This window comes from Paenibacillus sp. FSL R10-2199, from assembly GCF_038000235.1.
GTDB lineage: Bacteria > Bacillota > Bacilli > Paenibacillales > Paenibacillaceae > Paenibacillus_AQ > Paenibacillus_AQ phytohabitans.
The window spans coordinates 2102875-2121419 of the sequence record NZ_JBBOBO010000001.1 but is presented as its reverse complement, the minus strand read 5'-3'; the positions used below and the strand labels follow the sequence as shown (position 1 = coordinate 2121419).

General features: G+C 51.8%; 17 protein-coding genes and 1 pseudogene. 10 read left to right on the top strand and 8 right to left on the bottom strand.

From position 1 onward, the window contains the following. Nucleotides 1-31: 31 nt before the first annotated feature. The 3 genes from NYE33_RS09445 to NYE33_RS09435 form a co-directional block, all read right to left on the bottom strand. Nucleotides 32-274 carry a hypothetical protein gene (locus NYE33_RS09445; protein ID WP_144026232.1) on the bottom strand — a complete coding sequence of 81 codons (243 nt, stop codon included), beginning with the start codon at nt 272-274 and terminating at the stop codon, nt 32-34. Between the two features lie 31 nt (nt 275-305). After that, on the bottom strand, nt 306-1844 hold the full coding sequence (locus tag NYE33_RS09440) for an extracellular solute-binding protein (RefSeq protein WP_042139881.1): 1539 nt from the start codon (nt 1842-1844) through the stop codon (nt 306-308). Between the two features lie 102 nt (nt 1845-1946). Continuing rightward, the gene (locus tag NYE33_RS09435; RefSeq protein WP_371916330.1) at nt 1947-2870 is read right to left on the bottom strand and encodes an ABC transporter permease; all 924 of its coding nucleotides are present in this window, start codon (nt 2868-2870) and stop codon (nt 1947-1949) included. A 316-nt stretch (nt 2871-3186) separates the two neighbouring features. On the opposite strand from NYE33_RS09435, the gene NYE33_RS09430 reads away from it, so the two are divergent. Next, complete coding sequence (locus NYE33_RS09430) at nt 3187-4077, top strand: carbohydrate ABC transporter permease (protein ID WP_042139882.1); 891 nt, start codon at nt 3187-3189, stop codon at nt 4075-4077. Nucleotides 4078-4188: 111 nt separating this feature from the next. Here the strand turns inward: NYE33_RS09430 and NYE33_RS09425 are convergent, their stop codons facing one another. Together NYE33_RS09425 and NYE33_RS09420 are read right to left on the bottom strand one after the other, a co-directional pair. Continuing rightward, on the bottom strand, nt 4189-6438 hold the full coding sequence (locus NYE33_RS09425; RefSeq protein ID WP_042139883.1) for a helix-turn-helix domain-containing protein: 2250 nt from the start codon (nt 6436-6438) through the stop codon (nt 4189-4191). A gap of 261 nt (nt 6439-6699) precedes the next feature. Then, nucleotides 6700-7119: a MarR family winged helix-turn-helix transcriptional regulator gene (locus NYE33_RS09420; RefSeq protein WP_231575225.1), complete on the bottom strand. Its 420-nt coding sequence runs from the start codon at nt 7117-7119 to the stop codon at nt 6700-6702. Between the two features lie 580 nt (nt 7120-7699). On the opposite strand from NYE33_RS09420, the gene NYE33_RS09415 reads away from it, so the two are divergent. Then, on the top strand, nt 7700-8173 hold the full coding sequence (locus tag NYE33_RS09415; RefSeq protein WP_076248795.1) for a DUF2798 domain-containing protein: 474 nt from the start codon (nt 7700-7702) through the stop codon (nt 8171-8173). Between the two features lie 86 nt (nt 8174-8259). Then, on the top strand, nt 8260-8628 hold the full coding sequence (locus tag NYE33_RS09410) for a hypothetical protein (RefSeq protein WP_144026233.1): 369 nt from the start codon (nt 8260-8262) through the stop codon (nt 8626-8628). An 86-nt stretch (nt 8629-8714) separates the two neighbouring features. On the opposite strand, the gene NYE33_RS09405 is transcribed toward NYE33_RS09410, so the two are convergent. Then, nucleotides 8715-9506: a glycoside hydrolase family 32 protein gene (locus tag NYE33_RS09405; protein WP_341068630.1), complete on the bottom strand. Its 792-nt coding sequence runs from the start codon at nt 9504-9506 to the stop codon at nt 8715-8717. A gap of 116 nt (nt 9507-9622) precedes the next feature. Here NYE33_RS09405 and NYE33_RS09400 point away from each other — a divergent pair, with 116 nt between their 5' ends. Continuing rightward, a complete protein-coding gene (locus NYE33_RS09400; protein WP_042139889.1) occupies nt 9623-10321 on the top strand; it encodes a DUF6710 family protein in 699 nt (232 codons plus the stop codon). A gap of 245 nt (nt 10322-10566) precedes the next feature. Here NYE33_RS09400 and NYE33_RS09395 read toward each other — a convergent pair whose 3' ends face one another. Beyond that, on the bottom strand, nt 10567-11292 hold the full coding sequence (locus tag NYE33_RS09395; RefSeq protein ID WP_336103715.1) for an SDR family oxidoreductase: 726 nt from the start codon (nt 11290-11292) through the stop codon (nt 10567-10569). An 86-nt stretch (nt 11293-11378) separates the two neighbouring features. Between NYE33_RS09395 and NYE33_RS09390 the strand changes: the two are divergent. Beyond that, nucleotides 11379-11721 (top strand): annotated as a pseudogene (locus tag NYE33_RS09390) (winged helix-turn-helix transcriptional regulator). A 112-nt stretch (nt 11722-11833) separates the two neighbouring features. On the opposite strand, the gene NYE33_RS09385 reads toward NYE33_RS09390, so the two are convergent. Beyond that, on the bottom strand, nt 11834-12805 hold the full coding sequence (locus NYE33_RS09385) for a LacI family DNA-binding transcriptional regulator (protein WP_336103716.1): 972 nt from the start codon (nt 12803-12805) through the stop codon (nt 11834-11836). Nucleotides 12806-12945: 140 nt separating this feature from the next. Between NYE33_RS09385 and NYE33_RS09380 the strand changes: the two genes are divergently transcribed. The 5 genes from NYE33_RS09380 (at nt 12946) to NYE33_RS09360 (ending at nt 18543) form a co-directional block, all read left to right on the top strand. Then, entirely contained in the window at nt 12946-14361 is a 1416-nt protein-coding gene (locus NYE33_RS09380) for a glycoside hydrolase family 1 protein (protein ID WP_042139891.1), read from the top strand. Nucleotides 14362-15041: 680 nt separating this feature from the next. Beyond that, nucleotides 15042-15305: a cupin domain-containing protein gene (locus NYE33_RS09375; RefSeq protein ID WP_341065551.1), complete on the top strand. Its 264-nt coding sequence runs from the start codon at nt 15042-15044 to the stop codon at nt 15303-15305. Further along, nucleotides 15265-15882, top strand: coding sequence for a helix-turn-helix transcriptional regulator (locus tag NYE33_RS09370; protein WP_341065550.1), 618 nt, complete (start codon nt 15265-15267; stop codon nt 15880-15882). Before NYE33_RS09375 ends, NYE33_RS09370 begins: the two co-directional genes overlap by 41 nt. A gap of 484 nt (nt 15883-16366) precedes the next feature. Beyond that, nucleotides 16367-17842 (top strand): FG-GAP repeat domain-containing protein, encoded by a 1476-nt coding sequence (locus tag NYE33_RS09365; protein WP_341065549.1) that lies wholly within the window; start codon nt 16367-16369, stop codon nt 17840-17842. Between the two features lie 14 nt (nt 17843-17856). Then, nucleotides 17857-18543, top strand: a complete 687-nt coding sequence (locus tag NYE33_RS09360; protein WP_042139896.1) for a response regulator transcription factor — start codon at nt 17857-17859, stop codon at nt 18541-18543. The last annotated feature ends 2 nt before the right edge of the window (nt 18544-18545 follow it).

Below are 18545 nucleotides of genomic sequence, written 5' to 3'. Positions count from 1 at the left end.
CTCAGCTCACCGACTTTTTTTTAAAGTTATATTACCCTTGGCGCTCAATTATAATCTGGCCTATAACTGGATGGAGACATTTGCTGCGCCGCCTGGTTAATACCTTAATCCTTTTATAACATTCTGTATAGGTGCAGATACCATAGACATTTCCGGTTTTTAAGAATACAATCTGCATATTTTCTCTATTAACTGCACATACTTCCGAAACCACGCTTACCCCTGCTGCCAAAACCACGGCAAAAAGACGAAGCAGGCATTCCGCTTCGTCCATTGTTGCTCCTATCCGCTTTTATTTTCAGCAATCAGCCGTTTACAGCTTTAAAAGCGGCTTCATATTCGGAGATGATGGCATCGCCGCCGGATTTACGCCATTTTTCAACCTCCTGCTTAAATCCGCCGAGATCAATTTTTTCAAGAATGAACTTATACGTTGCATCTGTAATGATCTTCTGCAGCTCAGATCCCTCCGAGGAGAAGGTAGGGGATTCAAGGGAATACATCGGATTAAGCACTGCATACTTTTCGTTCTCAAGAATCAGACGGGCCGCTTCTGTCCGGAGCGGATCGGCATCATGAATAGTATAACCGGGCTCCTTAGGACGCGAGGAAGAGAACGGCTGCACTTCCTGCTGCCACAGCTCTGTATTCGTTATAGTCACTGCTTTGTCTGCATCAATCGTGTAATGCACACCTTCGATTCCGTAAGTCATCAGCGCAAATACTTCCTCCGACATGATATCATTAACAAATTGCAGAATTTGCTTGAGCTCCGCTTCATCCTTGACTTCCGATTTAGGGAAGGAGAGCAGGCCGCCGACGCCGTTGCTTGAGCTCCAGATGGCCCGGTCAGCCTCATTGCCGGTGGAAGTAATATTGTTCACCATCACAAGTTCCATTTGATCCTGAATGCCTTTGGCCAGATTAAGCAGGTTCTTGCTGTCAAAGAGCGCTCCGACATAAATCCCCGCCTTCCCCTGGGCGAAGCCCTGCTGCTGGTCCGTCTTGGCCGTTACTGCAAAATCCTGATTGATGTAACCGCCCTTGTACAGCTCCTTCATGTATTCCATCGCCTTAACATAGCCCTCAGACTCGAACTCCGGCGTAACTTTACCGCTATCATCCACATCCCAGCTGCTCGGAGTCCCGAAATAGGAGCCCAGCGTTTTGAATGCACCGAATACCAGATCGCTCCGGTCAATGAAGCCCGTTGTATCTTTCGAACCATTCCCATCCGGGTCTTCTTCTGTAAACGCTTTCGCTACTTGCATTAATTCATCTGTTGTTTGGGGTACCTGGAGTCCGAGCTTATCCAGCCAGTCCTTGCGGAGAATAACGCCGTTTCTGGCAATATCCTTCACCATCGGGATACCGTACAGCTTACCTTCTATTGAAGCTGAGGTTCGCATATCCTGCGAGATCGCTGCGAGATTAGGGAATTCATCCAGGTAAGGACCGACATCCCAGAATACACCGGCCTTCAAGGCATTGCGCACCGAGGAATTCTCCAAAAGCGTAAGTGTGACGATATCCGCAAGTGAATCGGAAGCAAGCGCCGTATTGATCCGTTCCTCTTTGGAGGCGTCCGGGACCCAGGAGAAATCAAGCTCGGTATTCGTTATCTCCTCGATTTTATTGAGCACGGTATCGGTCGGCGGCGTGGTGGAATGGAGAATGTTCATCCAGCTGATTTTTGTCTTTGCTGCGGGTGCCGCCTTCCCGGCTTCATTCCCGGCTGTATTTGCAGCCTGCCCCGAATTTGCCGGCTCCTTGTTGCCGCATGCACTCAGTACCAGAGCCCCGCTAACAGCAAGCACTGCTAATTTGCTAACTTTTTTGTTCATACCTTTTCCCCTTTTCGGATTGTTGGACTAGCCTGTATCTTCCTCTCCCCCGCTAACGGGGAGCAAGAATTCATCGTTTGCATTACAGTGAGGTACACCTAATCAGTAAACTCCGTCTTCGCCCATCTTTTTGGCCAGCTTGTTCGACAGCATGACGAGAATCAGACCAACAACCCCTTTGAACAGGCCAACGGTTGTACTGAAGCTGAGTTGACCGTTCTTCAGACCGGCGGTGTAAATATAGGTATCAAAGATTTCCCCCACTTCACGGTTCAGAGAGTTGATCAGCAGATACATATGCTCAAAGCCAAGATCCAGCGTATGCCCGATTTTGAGGATTAGCAGGGTGATGATTACCGGACGGATCGCCGGCAGCGTGACATGCCACGTTTTGCGCAGCCTTCCCGCCCCGTCCATTTCTGCTGCTTCGTATAACTGGGTGTCTACTACCGTAATCGCCGCCAGATAGATGATGGTCGACCAGCCCAGCTCTTTCCAGATAATCTGTCCGATATAGATGACGCGCAGCCACTCCGGGGAAGTAAGGAAGCTGATCTTCTGGCCGCCGAGTGCGGCAATAGCCTCGTTAAGCACCCCGCCGTCCACATTCATGAATACATAGGAGATGGATACGATAATTACCCATGACAGGAAATGCGGAATATAAATGATCGTCTGCACCACATTCTTGAACATCTTGCTGCGGACCTCATTCAGCATCAGCGAGAGTATAATCGGCAGGGGGAAAAAGATCACCAAATTCAGCGCAAACAGGATCAGTGTATTCCTGAGCAGCATAAGGAAGGTTGGCTCCGTGAACAGGCGGACAAAATGCTTAAATCCGACCCACGGGCTTCCTCCAATGCCAAGGTACGGCTGATAATCCTGAAAGGAGATCACCAGTCCGCCCATCGGCAGGTACTTAAAGATTACAAAATACACAAACCCCGGCAGGATCATCAGATATAACAGCTTGTTTCTTTTTAGACTCAGCAGACTGTGTCCGCTCCGCTTCTTCCTTGCCATTGACGGGTTTGATTCCATCACGGCGATATTTGCTTCCTTCACCAGCTCGGCCTCCTTGAACGCGTTTCTTTACGCCTCAAGCTTAAGATTGTTAGCGGATTACGTATATAATCATTACCTACTCTGACCGGTTAAACCGCGCCGCTGCAAGCTTTGCCGGAGCATCACCCCTTGCAGGGATACCCATCATGGATAAAGATTATAGCCTGCTGCTCCCCCTATTCTGACCTCCGGCAAAGCCGTAGCTAATGATTATATACGGAATGAATCCGCCTTGTTACAGTGTCATTGAAACGATTACAAGGAGGATAACCGCATGGCGCAATCTACATCATCATTCAAAAAAGAAACGGTGGGCGGCCGACTGTTCACCATCGTCAATACCACCCTGCTGGCACTCATTGCCCTGATCTGCCTTTTTCCCTTTATTAACGTTTTTGCCAGCTCCTTTGCTTCGACCCAGGAGGTTGTGGAGAAGAAGTTCGTCTTGTTCCCTGCCACCTTTTCATTGGATGCTTACCGTTTCATCCTGTCTACCCCTACTATTTTTAGAGGCCTCGGCGTGTCTATCGGGGTCACGGCCGCCGGAACGGTATTCAGTATGATTCTTACCACACTGATGGCTTATGGCTTATCCCGCAAATATCTGGCAGGCAGAGATTTCATTAACTTCGTAGTGGTCTTCTCCATGCTGTTCAGCGGAGGAATGATTCCAACCTTTCTGGTGGTCAAAATGTTCGGGCTGATCGACACCTACGGGTCCATGATTATCCCGTCAGCGGTCAACGCCTTCAATCTGATCATTATGCGCAACTTCTTCCAGGCGCTGCCGGAAGGACTGGAGGAATCGGCCAAGATCGACGGCTCCAATGATTTTGGTGTACTCTTTAAAATCATGCTGCCGCTGGCGCTGCCTTCCATTGCTACCCTGTCCTTATTCTACGGCGTGGCCTATTGGAACACGTATATGACTGCTGTCCTGTACATCAATGATTCGGTCAAGTGGCCGATTCAGGTGCTGCTGCGCCAGATTGTTATCGTGTCCAGCGGGATGCAGGGGGACAACGCCTCAGTGGATATTGTGCCGCCGGCCCAGACGATTAAAATGGCCGTGATTGTAGTCGCTACTGTGCCTATGCTGGCAGCCTACCCGTTTGTGCAAAAGCACTTCACCAAAGGTGCCATGCTGGGAGCGGTCAAAGGCTGACCAGCCCGGGCTCAAGTTATGGCCAGAGTATATAGAGGCTTACCTTGCCGGATAAACGAAACAGCCAGCCCTCTTCACCGGGGGCTGGCTGTTTGCTGTCCGTAGGCCTTGTTATTTCTCCTGCTTCATCGCCCGGTAAGCACCCGGGGTGACATGCTCCTTCTTGCGGAAGGAGCGGATGAAGTTCTGCGGATTATGATACTGGAGACGTTCGCCGATCTCTTTGACCGTCATATCGCTTTCTGCCAGCCATTTTTTGGCCGTCTCCAGCCGGTAGCCCATCAGATATTCGCTGAAGGTCATCCCGAACTCCTTCTTGAAGATACTGCTCAAGTAGTTCGGGCTGTAATGCAGGCGCTCGCCGATCAGCTCAAGTGACAGCTCCTGATCATATTCCGTCCGTACGATACCCGCAATCTGGTCAGACAGGCCGCGGAACTGGCGGGTGGTCTTCTCCTTCATGCAGGTTACCATCGGGTGAATAACCTCTTTCACCAGGATGCGTTCAATCTCTTCCGGATTGCGGATATCCAGCAGCCGGTGGTACAGGGCGTAATTATCCTGGGTCAGCAGCACCTCTACACCGATCAGCTGTTCCAGCTGAATCAGGTTGTTCACGAAGCGGATCAGGGTAACCTCGAAGTTGAGCGGGTTCTTGCTGTGCTTCATCATCTCCCCGAGCAGCGGATAGAGTGAACGGGATACACGTTCTTCATCACCAAGGCGGATCGCATCGAATAGCTGCGATTCCAGCTCCGAAGGGTAATGCAGCAGCACCGGGCCTGAAATCACCTGCGAGATATCCTCATAAAAGATAATCGATTCCTTCCCCAGATTCAGCCGGTGATGCAGCGCCTGCTTGCTCATCTCGCAGGCTTCCCTGCTGCCGGTCAGGTCGGTGTAGAACCGGCTGATGCCGACGCTGACCGAGAGCTTGAGCAGGTCCCTCACGGTCTTGATGATCCGCTTGGCATCCTCCAGGACCTGCTTGCGGTTCTCCTGCTCGCTTGCACCCTCAAAGACCAGGATCGTTGCCTGCGTCTTGTCATTGAGCAGAATCGGAATCATTCTCCGCGAAGCCGGAACCAGCTCTTCCACCAGCTTGTTCACGGCAACAAGCAGCAGATTCTTATCGTTGGCCTGACGTTCCCCGTAATTATCGAGCTGGATCAGCATCGTGGCGAAATGCGTATGCTCCGTAAGCGAATACCCGAAGCGGGCCATATTATGCTCCAGCTCTTCCGCCGACATGCTGCCCCGGAACAGGTTCAGGATACACTGGGTTTCCAGCTGCGGCATCTCCTGCTCCAGCAGCCCCTCCAGACTCTCTTTCTCCGACAGGATCGTATCAATCGACGTAATAATCCAGTCAATCTCATCCTTGGGCGCGGGCTGGCCCTCCCCGGCGAGCTTCCGCTGGATCTTCTGGATACGCCTGGTGAAATGAAGTGCCGTACTATAAGCTACAGCCACAATCAGCAGCGTAATCATCAGGATCATCATAATCAGGCCGAACCTTGTAGCCTTCAGCGCATCCGAGATCTCCTTCTGTTCCAGCAGCGTCACATAGATCCAATTGTTATAGGAAGACTTCGCATAGATGGCTTTAATCTTCTGATGATTAGCCCTCTCCAGCGGCACAATGCCCGCCGGTCCGCCGGTACCTGCAAGCTTCGTAACCCGGCTGAGCTGTTCTTCGGTCAACAGATTCTCTCCCGATGCCGGGTCCGGTTCATAGAGTATATCCCCTTGCCGGTTCAGCAGAAATACAGGCGTGTTGTCTTCCGTCTGCAGAGTACGCCGGAGCGACTGAAGTGAGATATCGGATAAAGCAATCGCCTGCTTCGTCTGGGAGAAGACCGGCAGCGTGTTCACAAAACGGATGCCCTTATCAGTCTTGATCCAGAAGAGCGACTGCTTTTGATTATCGATATAACTCTCGTACAGGCTCTTCCGGTCTTCGCCGTTTAAATAGGTAAGCCGCCCATTGGAGATCTGCCAATTCTGCTCCAGGCTGATCAGTGAATACTCCACACCGTCCATCCCCAGGGAGGCAATATAATTCAACTGTGTGTTGACATTGCGGTATGCCTGAAAGTCTGATTCAGTAATCGGATTCCGGATGACTTCGCTGAAGGAATTCGTAGTGCTGTACGTATTGAAGGCATATTCAATGGTTTCAATTTTTTGCTCAAGCGTATTCTTAATCTGGTTAATCAGGCTCTTCTTGCCGTCTGCGACCCGCTCGATAACAGAATGGTTGGTTGTCATATAAATATAACTGCCGAAGCTGATGACCAGGCCGATGCCAAGCACCAGAATAGGAATGAAAATCTTATAAAACATCCTGCCCTTTTTCATAGATAGGCTCCTTCAAATATGTAATCATTTTCAATTATAGCGCTTTCATGTCTTGAATTCCAAGAAATTTTAACGTGTGCATTTTCTCTGCTGCAACTAGCCGAATGTACACCTCCCAGGACCGGATTCATTCGCAGGCAACACAAACAGGCCCGCCGGAAGCCTCCGGGAACCTTGGATTAACGCCATTCTAACCGTGACAAACCGTGACAAACCATGAATCTGCCTGGACGCCCTGTAGTACCCGTAGTAGCAGTAATCTTAGAGCCAATCCTCTGTAAGCAGCTTCCGCAATACCTCCATCTGATCCTTGCCGATCCGGGCCGCTATCTCAGACTCAATATCCTGCTTGATCTCCAGCATACTCCTGCACACCTCAGCCCCCCGCGGAGTAAGCACGATATGCTTGTCCCGGCTGTTCCCCTCTACAATGGCCGTGTCCACATACCCTCCAGCCAGCAGATTGTTGATCGTTTTCTGCGTCCCCTGGCGGGAAATGCTGATCAGCCTGCTAATCTCCGAGATGGACAGCATGACATGCAGCTCAAGCATTGCAAGAATATGTGTTTCGGTCTTATTGAGCTTCTCCCCGCTCGCCATATTCACCCTGTCCCGCAGAACCTTGTGCTTCTCGCTGATTAAATCGACCAGGTTCAAACCAAGGATATACTCTTTCATCATTAAGGCCTCCAATCTATACATGCAATTTAGCGTAAAATCTAATTTTATGAGCTGAGCTTAAGTTGCTAACTAAAATCCTGCACAAAATACAACATTCTCCTCACAATATCGGGCTTATTCGAAAATTGTTGTATAAAAGGCAGCATTCCTCCCTTATTCAAGCGCCTAGACGGAGTAATTCTTGTATTTCATACAACAATCCTTACGAATCCGTCAGGAGCCATAGGTCCAAGTTGCACTACGTACAACATTTTGGGCCTGTCTTCACAGGTGAACTTAAGTCCGCTCGCTTAGCCAGCCGCAGAACCATCCGGGTACCCCTTGCTGCCAATCCGTCTGTCCGCTTGTCCACACACCCGCCTGCCCCCTCCGCTTGTCCACCCACCTGTCTCTCCACCCACCCGCCTGTTCGCCCACCCGCCCGTAATGTTCCGCCCTCCATTAACCAGCTGCTTGCGTTAGATCTAGTCTTAAGGTGCACTGGATCTAGATTGATAATTGTCAACTAGGTTGACAATAATTTCACCCCCTGCTACTATAAGTGTGGTTTGAAAAACTTATATTTAAGGGAGTTTGAGAAATGGGCAGCAATAAAAAGGAAGCTTTAATTTTCACCAGCCTCATGTGCTTTTTCATGGTCGTTTTCATGTCTTTTTATAATGTAATCATCTCTAACGGATTCAATAACAGGCTGTTCGCCGATGTGGCGATTGGTCTGCTGCCGGCACTTGCCGTTGCCTTGTTCTGCGATATTGTTGTGGTCAGTAAAATCGCCAAAGGCCTGGCCTTCAAAATCGTAAATCCTTCCGCCCCGATGATCAAGAAAGTACTGACGATCTCATGCTTCATGGTCTGCGGAATGGTTATCCTCATGTCTCTATATGGCACACTAGCACACTTCGGATTCGGGGACAACTTCTTCCGTCATTACTTCTCTATCCTGGGACTCAACTTCATCTGTGCCTTGCCGCTGCAGCTGATTGTTGTCGGTCCGCTGACCCGTTTCCTGTTCACCCGGATGTTTCCGGCTCCGGCTGCAGCGCATAGTGCCTGACGTTTGCTTGATTTAACCAGTCTGCGGGTAATAATGGATATCTTTCACAACTGGATTAAATCAGCCAATAGAAAGGATGTTGTGCCATGCTCAGCCGAAAGGATGGTATCTCTCTTCTCCTACTAGTCGTGGCTCTTGTACTGATTAACTGGTTTGGCCGTTCACTCGATGCCCGGTTCTGGACGTATTTCACTCTGTTCGCCAATTGTATTCTCGTTCAGGGCGTATTCATTACACTCACGAATGTGTTCAAGGCGAGACTGAACCGCAAAGCCTCCAAAGGACTCATTCTGTTGTCCCTCCTCACAGGTCTGATTTCATTTGTAGTTATTTTCTCTTCTGCTATGGATCTGGTGAACCAGATCTTCCTTGTCATCATCCAGATGCTGATCACTTATGCGGAGGCCCTATTGCTCCGGCGGGAATTCAGGGCAGATGAAGGCCGGAAAATCTAAGCATGTCTGCCGCTCTCCGGTGGCGCAAATAAAGGGTGTTCTACAAGCTATTTCCCAGCTTGTAGAACACCTTTATCAGGTTAACCCTATATATTATTTATCGGATGAATGACTGGTTGCCACGGAGCTGTACACTGCCGCCGGCAGAATAGAAGGCCAGGCCCGAGCAGGTTCCTCCTGGGGAAGACCAGGCTGGTGATTGCGGAGAGGCCGTCATTGGCGAACACCTCGACCGAACACGCATCCAGCAGGATACGCAGGTTCTTCAGGCTGCCAATTCCCCCGGTGCTCTGTAGATCCGGGAATATTTCCGAGAAGCCGGTCTTGCCGGAATCTCTGCGGAGGGTTAGAGTGCCTTCGGCAGCAGAGTAGATGAGTTCTGTATGCCACTCCCGCAGATTCGGGGAGGAGTAGAACGTAATCGTCTGATCCGTCGCCAGCACCATAATCCATTTCCCGTGAGCTTCGGACCAGAATACCTTCGGATCACGGAAATCCGCCTTGGAAGGATGGGTCAGCACCGGGTTGCCTGCATACTTGATCCAGGTCCGGCCATTGTCATGGCTGTAGGCCAGGCTCTGTCTCTGCACGGCAGGCGACGTTTCCGTCGGCTCCAGATAACTGGTGTAGACTGCGACGATACCCGGGTTCTCCGGGAACAGTCCGCTCGTATTGTTCCAGTCTACGGCTGCACTGCCGGAGGACGCGTAGCCGTGCTCGTCAGGATACAGCGCAATGTCCAGCTCCTCCCAGGATATCAGGTCTTTGCTAACTGCATGTCCCCAGTGCATCGGCCCCCAGATAGAGGAATGCGGATGATACCTGAGCAGAACAAAGATGCCCCTTAGGCACCCGAGATACGGGCAGCTATGGGGCATCTTTTTTGCTTTGACGCTAAGAACCCAATCATTACCTGCTCTTTTCATCACAGACACCTTAGCCTAGTCGTAATATGATAAGCAAAATATCATACGACTGAAGGAGCAGCTTGTGCATGAACACGAAACACGAATTCGATAATCTCATGGCATTTGCCAAGGATTTAATCAATGAGAATCTCGGCTTTTATTATGATATAAATTACGGCTACTTCCAGCCGGAGACCCACCCGATTGTAGACTTCATACGGCTCATCGGCAGGCGGATTCAGAGCCAGCTGATGCTGATGCCCGCACTCTACGGTGAGATCGACCAGATGGAGCGGATTTTCTCGGACAACCTGTTCTTTGATGAGTGGGCAGAGGTTACCCTGGACGGAAAGAGCTTCCACTTCCTGATGAGACAGATTGACAACAGCAGCAGGATCATTCACCTGGCGCGCGATCTGGTCTTCCCCTCCCCCTGGATTCCCCGGAAACTGCGCGACAGTCTGATCCGCATAGGGGAAGGTACTCTGAACGGCAGCTGGAGACAGGATATCGGCCATGAAGTCACACTGTGGCTTCCAATGGGTATCTCCTTCGTGGAAGGCTCGGGACACCATTCGGTGACTGCGGGGATCATCAAGGGCGAAGGAGAACTCTACCCTACCTCGGTGTATGACATCAGCCCCATCTATGATCATGTATATACCGACGGCAAGTATTATTACAGAACGCATGATCATTCCGTAATCTCCGAGGTTCATTTCGCAGAGTGTGCCGCTATCTTTGAAATCGGCCGGATTATGGCGGCGCAGAAGATTATTTTCTGAGGCCTGCGCGGCACGTTACAAGGGCTGTGCTAAGCGCCATGGATTGGCTGCTTGGCACAGCCCTTTGTTTTTGTACGGGACGCCCCGCTTCCGGCGGCTGGAATGGGCTGGATAGTTGAAGGCGGGAGAGGCGGGTATGCTGGCGGAAGGAAGCGTGGTGGTGCAGCGGAGGTTTAAGCGGTAAGGGTTGGGCAAACCGAAGTTTGCGGACCCCAATGCAGTTTCAGACTTCACCCAAGTGCAGCTTACCGCAACAGGTACCCTCCATCCGGAAAGAGAGTACTTCCAGTAGTGAAGGAATTCGTCATAAGGTACAGCACCGTATGGGCAATCTCTTCGTCGTAGCCGGTACGCCGCACAAGCGACATCGTCTCATATTCTTTGAAATGATCACCACGCGGCGTCTCCTCCTGTCCTTCCCGCCAGATAGTCCCTGGCGATACGACATTCACGCGGACAGGCGCAAGCTCGACTGCCAGTGCTTTGCCCAGACTCTCAATCGCGCCGTTGCAAGCGGCATAGGAGGCTCCCCCGTCAAGCGGACGCTGGCTGAATGCGCCGGACATAAGCACGATGGAGCCGGTCTCCGCCAGATAGGGCACCGCGTATTTGGCTGCAAAATACTGCGGCCAGAACTTGCCGTCAAAGCAGCTGATTGCCACATCCCGCTCAGCCGTGAGCGGACCCCGGACATACGCCGCTCCGGGTGTGAACAGATGGTCGAAGGGTCCGACTGCCGCGAAGAATAGCTCCAGCTGGCGCTCGTCCCGGTTGTCCAGCTCATAGATTTCAACCGCGCCGCCGTTATGCTGTCTGATATGATCCGCCGCCTGCTCCAGCTTTTCCCTGGAGCGCCCTGCGATAACAACCTGCGCCCCCAGCGCTGCAGCAGCCTCCGCCGTTGCAAGCCCGATCCCCGTACTGCCTCCGATAATTACCACTTTCTTATGCTCCAAATTCCAATAGTCCATGTCTGCCTTCTCCTCCACTGCTGCCGGGTGTTCTTCGACATTCCCGGTTTATATTTTGTACATTATGGAATGAAAGAGAAGATACGTTGAATCTGCAGGAGCCCAGGCTGAGAGGCGTCATAGCAACACTTAATGCCATCGACGGTAAATGGAAGCCGTTAATTTTGTTCATTTTATAAAGACGGGACCCGACGCTTTGGCGAGCTGCGGCGGCTGATCCCCGATGTATCGCAGGGCACTCTTACGAAACAGCTGCGGGAATTAGAGCAGGCTAAGCTGGTGGAACGGAGAATATTCCCCGAGGTACCTCCAAAGGTCGAATACAGCCTTACCACGCACGGTAAAACGCTAAGTACCATTCTCGATAATATGTGCGGCTGGGGACGCGAGCATCTGAAGGTTCTGGATGGCGGCGGGGAACGGCTGTAACCCCTGCCGCCGCTCCACTTTTATGCTGCTGCATCTCATTCCCGCTTGTCCCCCCAATCCCTTTGTTCACAGGATTGTCCTTCTCCGGGAAAGAGGGCAAATCCGCTTCTCCTTACGTCGTAGCCCTCTTCACCAGCTGAAACTCCAGCTGCTGCTGCTCCGCTTCCGTTCCCTTAAGCCTGCCGAGAATCAGCAGGAAGGCATTCTGCGCCTGCGCGGCAATCGGATTATAGATCGAGGTAATCCCCAGTGTATGAGCCAGCTCGGTATTATCGAATCCGACAACCGCCAGCTCTTCCGGCACCTTCACCCGCATCCTCCGGGCCTCGTTCAGCACACCAGCCGCCACCAGATCATTGGCGCACAGAATGACATTCGGGCGTTCGCCCGGATTCAGCAGCAGCTCGCGGACCAGCTGCTCCCCCTGGCGGATAGAATAGATGCCGGTAGGCGACCAGTCCGGCTGAACAGGCAGGTTGTATTTGCGGACAATGTCTTGATACGCCTGCATCCGCCCGGAGGTATTCATGCTGGTCGGCCTGCCAAAGGCATTGGCGATCCGCGTGTATCCCCGGGCGATCACATGCTCCAGCCCCAGCATATATCCCTCATACTGGTTCATGGCGACACTCTGAATTTCCGTACGCTCCATCCGCTGCCAGGACACAATCGGCCCGTATTTGCCATAGGAGCTGAGGAGCTCCAGATCGTTGACACAGGTGCTGATGACCAGCGCATCGACTCTTTTCCGCCGCATATCCTCGAAGGCCTGCAGCTCTTTGACCGGATCACCTCCGGAAGTATAAATGATCGTCTGGTAGCCGTACTGGCTGGCGGTCTCAACGAAGCTGTTCAGAAACGGCAGCATCACTTCGTTGATCCCTTCCGTAACCATACCGATCTGCTCCGTCTGCCCTTTGGACAAGGAAATAGCATTGCCGTTCGGCACGTAATCCAGCTCTTCCATGATCTTCATGATGGTATCCCGCGTCCCCTGGCTCACATGGGGGGAATGATTCAGCACCCGCGAGACGGTGGCTTTGGAGAATCCCGACAGCTTGGCAATTTGATCAAGATTCGACATGAGGCTTCTCCTTATATAAATTGTTATCTCCCAAAAAAACACTTGACATGTAACGCGTTTCAACATTTAGCATTCCATTATAGGACATATTATTAGCTTACCATATCTGAATCCATAACTATAAAAAGGCGGGATATTGCATGAGTATTAAGTTTCCTGAAGGCTTCCTGTGGGGCGGCGCTGTAGCTGCCAACCAGCTTGAAGGCGCATATAACGAGGACGGCAAAGGCTGGTCGACCCAGGACGTCGCTCCGCAAGGGATCAAAGGTCCGATTACTGAAGTTCCGACTGAAGATAATATGAAGCTGGTCGGAATCGACTTTTACCACCGGTACAAAGAGGATGTGAAGCTTTTTGCCGAAATGGGCTTCAAAGTCTTCCGTACCTCTATTGCCTGGTCGCGGATTTTCCCGAACGGTGATGAGCTGGAGCCTAATGAGCAAGGCCTGCAGTTCTATGATGATCTGTTCGACGAGCTGCATAAGTACGGCATCGAGCCGCTTGTTACCCTCTCCCACTACGAAACACCGCTGCATTTGTCCAAGCAGTATAACGGCTGGGTTAACCGCGATTTAGTCGGCTTCTACGAACGGTATGCCAGAACGGTATTTACCCGCTACAAGAACAAAGTGAAATATTGGCTGACCTTCAACGAGATCAACTCCATTCTGCATGAACCGTTCATGAGCGGTGGTATTTACACGCCGAAGGAGCAGCTCAGCAAGCAGGACCTGTACCAGGCAATTCATCACGAGCTGGTAGCAAGTGCACTCGCCGTGAAGATTGGTCATGAGATCAACCCGCAGTCCCAGATCGGCTGTATGATCCTTAGTATGCCGACTTATCCGCTCACTCCGAACCCGGATGATGTAATCGCAGCGATGAAGTCGGAGCATATGAATTATTTCTTCGGGGATGTTCATGCGAGAGGCGTATATCCGGGCTATATGAAGCGTTACTTCAGAGAGAAAGGCATTGAAATCCATATGGAGCCTGGCGATGCCGAGATTCTGAAGCACACGGTAGACTTCATCTCCTTCAGCTACTATGTGAGCATCTGTGAGACGGGAGACGAGAATAAGCGCAACCAGACCGAAGGCAACCTGTTCAGCGGTGCAGCCAATCCTTACCTGAAGGCTTCCGAATGGGGCTGGCAGATTGACCCGCAGGGCCTGCGTTATGTGCTGAACATGTTCCATGACCGTTACCAGAAGCCGTTGTTTATCGTCGAAAATGGTCTCGGCGCCAAGGACGAGCTGATCACCGGCGAAGACGGCATACCGACCGTCAATGACGACTACCGGATTGGGTATTTGAATGACCACCTGGTGCAGGTGGGCGAAGCAATCGAGGACGGCGTAGATGTCATGGGCTACACCTCATGGGGCTGTATTGACCTGGTCAGCGCTTCAACCGCACAGCTCAGCAAACGTTACGGCTTCATTTATGTAGACCGCCACGACGACAATACCGGCACACTTGAGCGCTACCGCAAGAAATCCTTCCACTGGTATAAGGACGTTATTGCGTCCAATGGAGAGAGCTTGCAGCGCTAAGCTCTTCTTTCCCACAAAAGGCAGCCATTCCGGCTGTCTTTTTGGTTGGAATAGGCTAACCTTATGGTAATTTCCATACGATTAGTCTATTTTCATTGTAAGCATAATCACCTCCGGTTCATCGTTATCTGTTTCTATCAAGAACACCGAAGATGTGTTATCATCACGCATTTTAGCTGCGGGAAGCCAGCCGCGCTCTTTATGCCCTGAAGTTAGTGAATAGGAATGAGATTCCGTTATTTGAGCAAATTCGGCGAAATCACAGGTCAATCGGACTCAGAATCCCTTATATGCCCCGTCACGCCCTCTTTCGGATTCAAATGAACAAGATAACGGAATCTCAGTCCGCTTCACTCTTTGGATAAACATTCGCCTAACACCACTCACCTTACTACAGTATATTCTCGCAGTAGAGGCGTCTGTTTCCAACACATATCCCCCTAATAAGTGGAAATTAGACACTTAATTATATAACTTTAACCGGTAAAATCGGATTAGTTGGACAAACGACACTTATTTTTCCTAAACTCGGCTCCTCATAGCTACTACCAGATGATTAAGTGCCTTTTTTCCAACTATCTCTCTGAACTCGCCCGTTTCAAGATTATTAAATGACATTTTTCCACTTAATCCCTGGTGAAGGCACTGAGCGAGCAAAGATCATGCAGGAAAATTTCCAATTGGAAACGGCTACGCCGTTCTTTAGCAGTCGGGGCGTTTCAGCGAGAAATAGAAGGATAAGCTATCATGCACAGCATATACATTGGTTCGAGTTCAACTATGTGCTGTCCGGGCAGCTGGGCACGCGTTTTGACGGAGACGAGATCACTGTGCGTGAAGGCGAATTCTCCCTGATCCCTCCCGGCAGGGTGCACTCCCATACCTACACCCGGGGGAACCCGCATGAAGAACTCTTGCTTCCGCTGGCGGCTCCGCCGCGCTGATTCCGGACGCGCAGAAGAGGATACCCGTTCACTGTATTCGCGCCTGAAGTCGCTTCAGAAATGGAAGCCGTGGGCTTATCGTGATACTGAAGGGTTCAGTGTGATGCTAACCCACTTCCTTAAGGAAGCGGTAGCCGCAGAACCGTCAGAGCTGGGATTGCAGCTGCTGCTAATCCGGCTGCTTGAGCGTCTTTGCCTGCTGCGGCAGACACTGGAGGGACATAGCGTAACCACGGCAATTGCCTCGGAACCACTGGTGCGTAAGGTGGAGGTTTACCTGGAGGATTTCCAGGGAGACCGGCTGAACGTGGGAGAACTAGCGGCATCGCTGCACATGAGCTATGGCCACTTATCCCGCGAGTACAAGAAGCTGACAGGGCATACGCTGGTCGGACGGATGAATAAGATCCGGCTGGAAAAAACCCGGGAGCTCCTCCTCCTCCCCGGCTCGAATATTTCGGAAGTAGCGGAACAGGCAGGCTTTGCCGACCTGAGCTACTTCAGTAAAGCTTTCAAAAAAAGCTACGGCCAGGCACCGCAAAGCTACCGAAAGGCACATTCGGCGAGCTCCGGATAGAACGCAAGTTTGCACTTGCTTCGGACCCTGCCGAAGACAGCCAGACCATGCATGGCATCCCATCCGCTGCACCGTTTAGGCAGCAACAACGGCAGCACCTCTTGCCGCTCCAGTTTAGGACGAGCAGCCGCGACGCATCCCGCGGCTTCTTCCTGTCTTCTCCCCTCCGGAGCTAAACTGAGCTGTAATTTTGAACTATATATCCTAGTGAAGAAGGAGTAGCGGAGGGAAATTTGGAACTGTAGGAGCGATAGCGTCCGCCTTTGTTTCCCGATTTCAACTGCAAACAGCAGTCTAAATCAAGAAATCGGGAAACAACAGCGGCCGGAAGTCCAAATGTTCACCGCAGGTACGTCAGATTCTTCACCCTAAGAACTTTAGTTCAATCTATAAGCTCTGTTACAGCTCCTTTACCATTTTGCAACTAATTGCCAGAAAGGTTGGGATATACTAGGCACAGATGAATCATAAGGAGAGTAACTGGATGAACAAATTCATACCCGGCCTGAGCGGCCTTCTATTCTTAAGTATAATCACCTCCGGCTGCGGCACCCTGAAGGCGCCAAGCGATCTGCTTCAGGCTCCGGCACAGGGCAATGCCGATGGCACCTTAACCGGGATCGTGAAATTATATCTTCCCGCCAATTCGCATTTAACAGTGCCCGTCCATTCCGAATCCGGCAGCGCCATTCAATTGCAGGATCTCGACAAGGACGGGCAGGATGAGCTGCTGGCCTTCTATAAGACAGACCAGACCGATTATGAAATCAATACCCTCCTGCTCTCGCAAAAGGACGGGAAGTGGAGTAAACTCGCCACTCTGACCGGGGTAGGCAGTGAGCTGGATTACGTGGCGTTCACCGATGTTACCGCAGATGGAGCGGAGGATCTGCTGCTTGGATATAGCGGCGGGGAAGGACTAAGTAAAGAGTTATCTGTCCACAGTCTGAACAGCGGCAAATTATCCGAGATTCTCAAGCAGCCCTATGATCAGGTAGTGGTTGGGGATCTGACCGGGGAAGGGCAAACCGATATTGCTGTACTCCAGGGAACCTATATCACAGATACACAACCCGAGACGCACCTTCAGCTGCTCCGGCTCCAGGGCGGTACACTGCAGACCCTGTCTGATCAGAAGCTTGACGGGAACGTAATTGGGGCCCAGTTCGCCAAGGCATCCCCTACCCGCAGTGCCTTATTCATCGATGCCGCAGTGGGTGCGCACTCCTCCTACACTTCGCTGCTGACTTGGGAAAATAGTAAATTTACTGATATACTGGCATCAGATGATTATCAGCGTACTGCGCTTGCCGGGAGCAAGGATCTTGTACTCACGCCGCTGGCACCGGCGCCTGACGGAATGCTCGGCAGCAATAACATGGCCATCAAGGATTACCCTCTGGCCAGCACAGATATTAACGGTGACGGGATTGTCGAGATCGGCTTTCTCGTACCGCCTGCGGGTACCGAGAGTTACGCCCCGCTGGCCACTCCGTTCATCACCAAGTATTATCAATGGGATGGCGGAACCAGCCTGAAGTTCGTGGAAGAACAGTTTGACCGCTGGGGCTTCAACTTCCATATTCCCCGGAGCTGGGCTGGCCGTACGATTCTGGAGACACCGGGAGAGTCACCGGCGCCATGGGAGAATATCCGCTTCAGCTACAAGAATGCGGAATCTGCCCGGCAGGCCCCGCTGCTTGAGCTTCGCCTGCTGGCCAAGAAGGACTGGGCTGCAGCAGAGACTAAGCTGAAGTCAGAGAATAGAGAATATAAGCTGCTGTATGAGCTGCAGAATACCAATGATGATACGGCGCCAACGGTGTTCGTTGCGGTCATGCCCGCTGCCGGTGCAGCAGCCAAGCTGCAGGGTGCTTCCCTTCAGGAGTATAATCAGCTGAAGCTGACCCTCGAGGAAGTAGTGCAGCTGGCCGGCACGCCGCAGAAGCCCCGGCAATAATAAGGAGGCTGTTCATGAAAGTGCTGATACTGGAAGATGAGAAGCCGATCCGGGATCTTCTGTGTGTGAATCTTAAGCGTGCAGGCTTCGAAGTCGCTGAGGCTTCTACCGGTGAAGAGGCTCTGAGAAGCGCAGGGGAACGGAAGGATTTTGACATCGCCATTCTGGACCTGATGCTTCCAGGCATGAGCGGCTTCGAGGTATGCACCCGCCTCCGGGGACAGTTCCCCCGGCTCGGAATCATTATGCTCACAGCCAAAAGCCAGGAAGTAGACAAGGTCATGGGCCTCGAAGCCGGCGCAGACGATTACGTGGTCAAGCCGTTCAGTCCGGTTGAGCTGGTCGCGCGGGTGCGCTCCCTGTACCGCCGGATGTATCCCGGAGAAGCTCTGCCGCAGGAGAACAACCTGGAGCTTCCGCCTTTTACCCTTCTGCTGGATGAACGGAAATTACTGAAGGACGGGCAGGATATCCCGCTGACCCCGACCGAATTCATGATCGTCAAGCTGCTGATGGAGCAGCCGAACAAGGCGATGAACCGGGACGATATTCTGACAGCCGTGTGGGGGCAGTATTTCATGGGAGACCTTAAGATTGTAGATGTGAATATCAGCCGAATCCGCCAAAAAATCGGGCAGGAGTCCTCCGGGCCGCAGTTCCTCGAAACGGTGTGGGGATTCGGCTATATATGGAGGGGCTAACT

Excerpts from the sequence above, each read along its gene's own strand:
- NYE33_RS09445 (WP_144026232.1), bottom strand. The coding sequence starts at position 274 with ATGGACGAAGCGGAATGCCTGCTTCGTCTTTTTGCCGTGGTTTTGGCA.
- NYE33_RS09440 (WP_042139881.1), bottom strand. The coding sequence starts at position 1,844 with ATGAACAAAAAAGTTAGCAAATTAGCAGTGCTTGCTGTTAGCGGGGCT.
- NYE33_RS09435 (WP_371916330.1), bottom strand. The coding sequence starts at position 2,870 with ATGGCAAGGAAGAAGCGGAGCGGACACAGTCTGCTGAGTCTAAAAAGA.
- NYE33_RS09430 (WP_042139882.1), top strand. The coding sequence starts at position 3,187 with ATGGCGCAATCTACATCATCATTCAAAAAAGAAACGGTGGGCGGCCGA.
- NYE33_RS09425 (WP_042139883.1), bottom strand. The coding sequence starts at position 6,438 with ATGAAAAAGGGCAGGATGTTTTATAAGATTTTCATTCCTATTCTGGTG.
- NYE33_RS09420 (WP_231575225.1), bottom strand. The coding sequence starts at position 7,119 with ATGATGAAAGAGTATATCCTTGGTTTGAACCTGGTCGATTTAATCAGC.
- NYE33_RS09415 (WP_076248795.1), top strand. The coding sequence starts at position 7,700 with ATGGGCAGCAATAAAAAGGAAGCTTTAATTTTCACCAGCCTCATGTGC.
- NYE33_RS09410 (WP_144026233.1), top strand. The coding sequence starts at position 8,260 with ATGCTCAGCCGAAAGGATGGTATCTCTCTTCTCCTACTAGTCGTGGCT.
- NYE33_RS09405 (WP_341068630.1), bottom strand. The coding sequence starts at position 9,506 with ATGCCCCATAGCTGCCCGTATCTCGGGTGCCTAAGGGGCATCTTTGTT.
- NYE33_RS09400 (WP_042139889.1), top strand. The coding sequence starts at position 9,623 with ATGAACACGAAACACGAATTCGATAATCTCATGGCATTTGCCAAGGAT.
- NYE33_RS09395 (WP_336103715.1), bottom strand. The coding sequence starts at position 11,292 with ATGGACTATTGGAATTTGGAGCATAAGAAAGTGGTAATTATCGGAGGC.
- NYE33_RS09385 (WP_336103716.1), bottom strand. The coding sequence starts at position 12,805 with ATGTCGAATCTTGATCAAATTGCCAAGCTGTCGGGATTCTCCAAAGCC.
- NYE33_RS09380 (WP_042139891.1), top strand. The coding sequence starts at position 12,946 with ATGAGTATTAAGTTTCCTGAAGGCTTCCTGTGGGGCGGCGCTGTAGCT.
- NYE33_RS09370 (WP_341065550.1), top strand. The coding sequence starts at position 15,265 with ATGAAGAACTCTTGCTTCCGCTGGCGGCTCCGCCGCGCTGATTCCGGA.
- NYE33_RS09365 (WP_341065549.1), top strand. The coding sequence starts at position 16,367 with ATGAACAAATTCATACCCGGCCTGAGCGGCCTTCTATTCTTAAGTATA.
- NYE33_RS09360 (WP_042139896.1), top strand. The coding sequence starts at position 17,857 with ATGAAAGTGCTGATACTGGAAGATGAGAAGCCGATCCGGGATCTTCTG.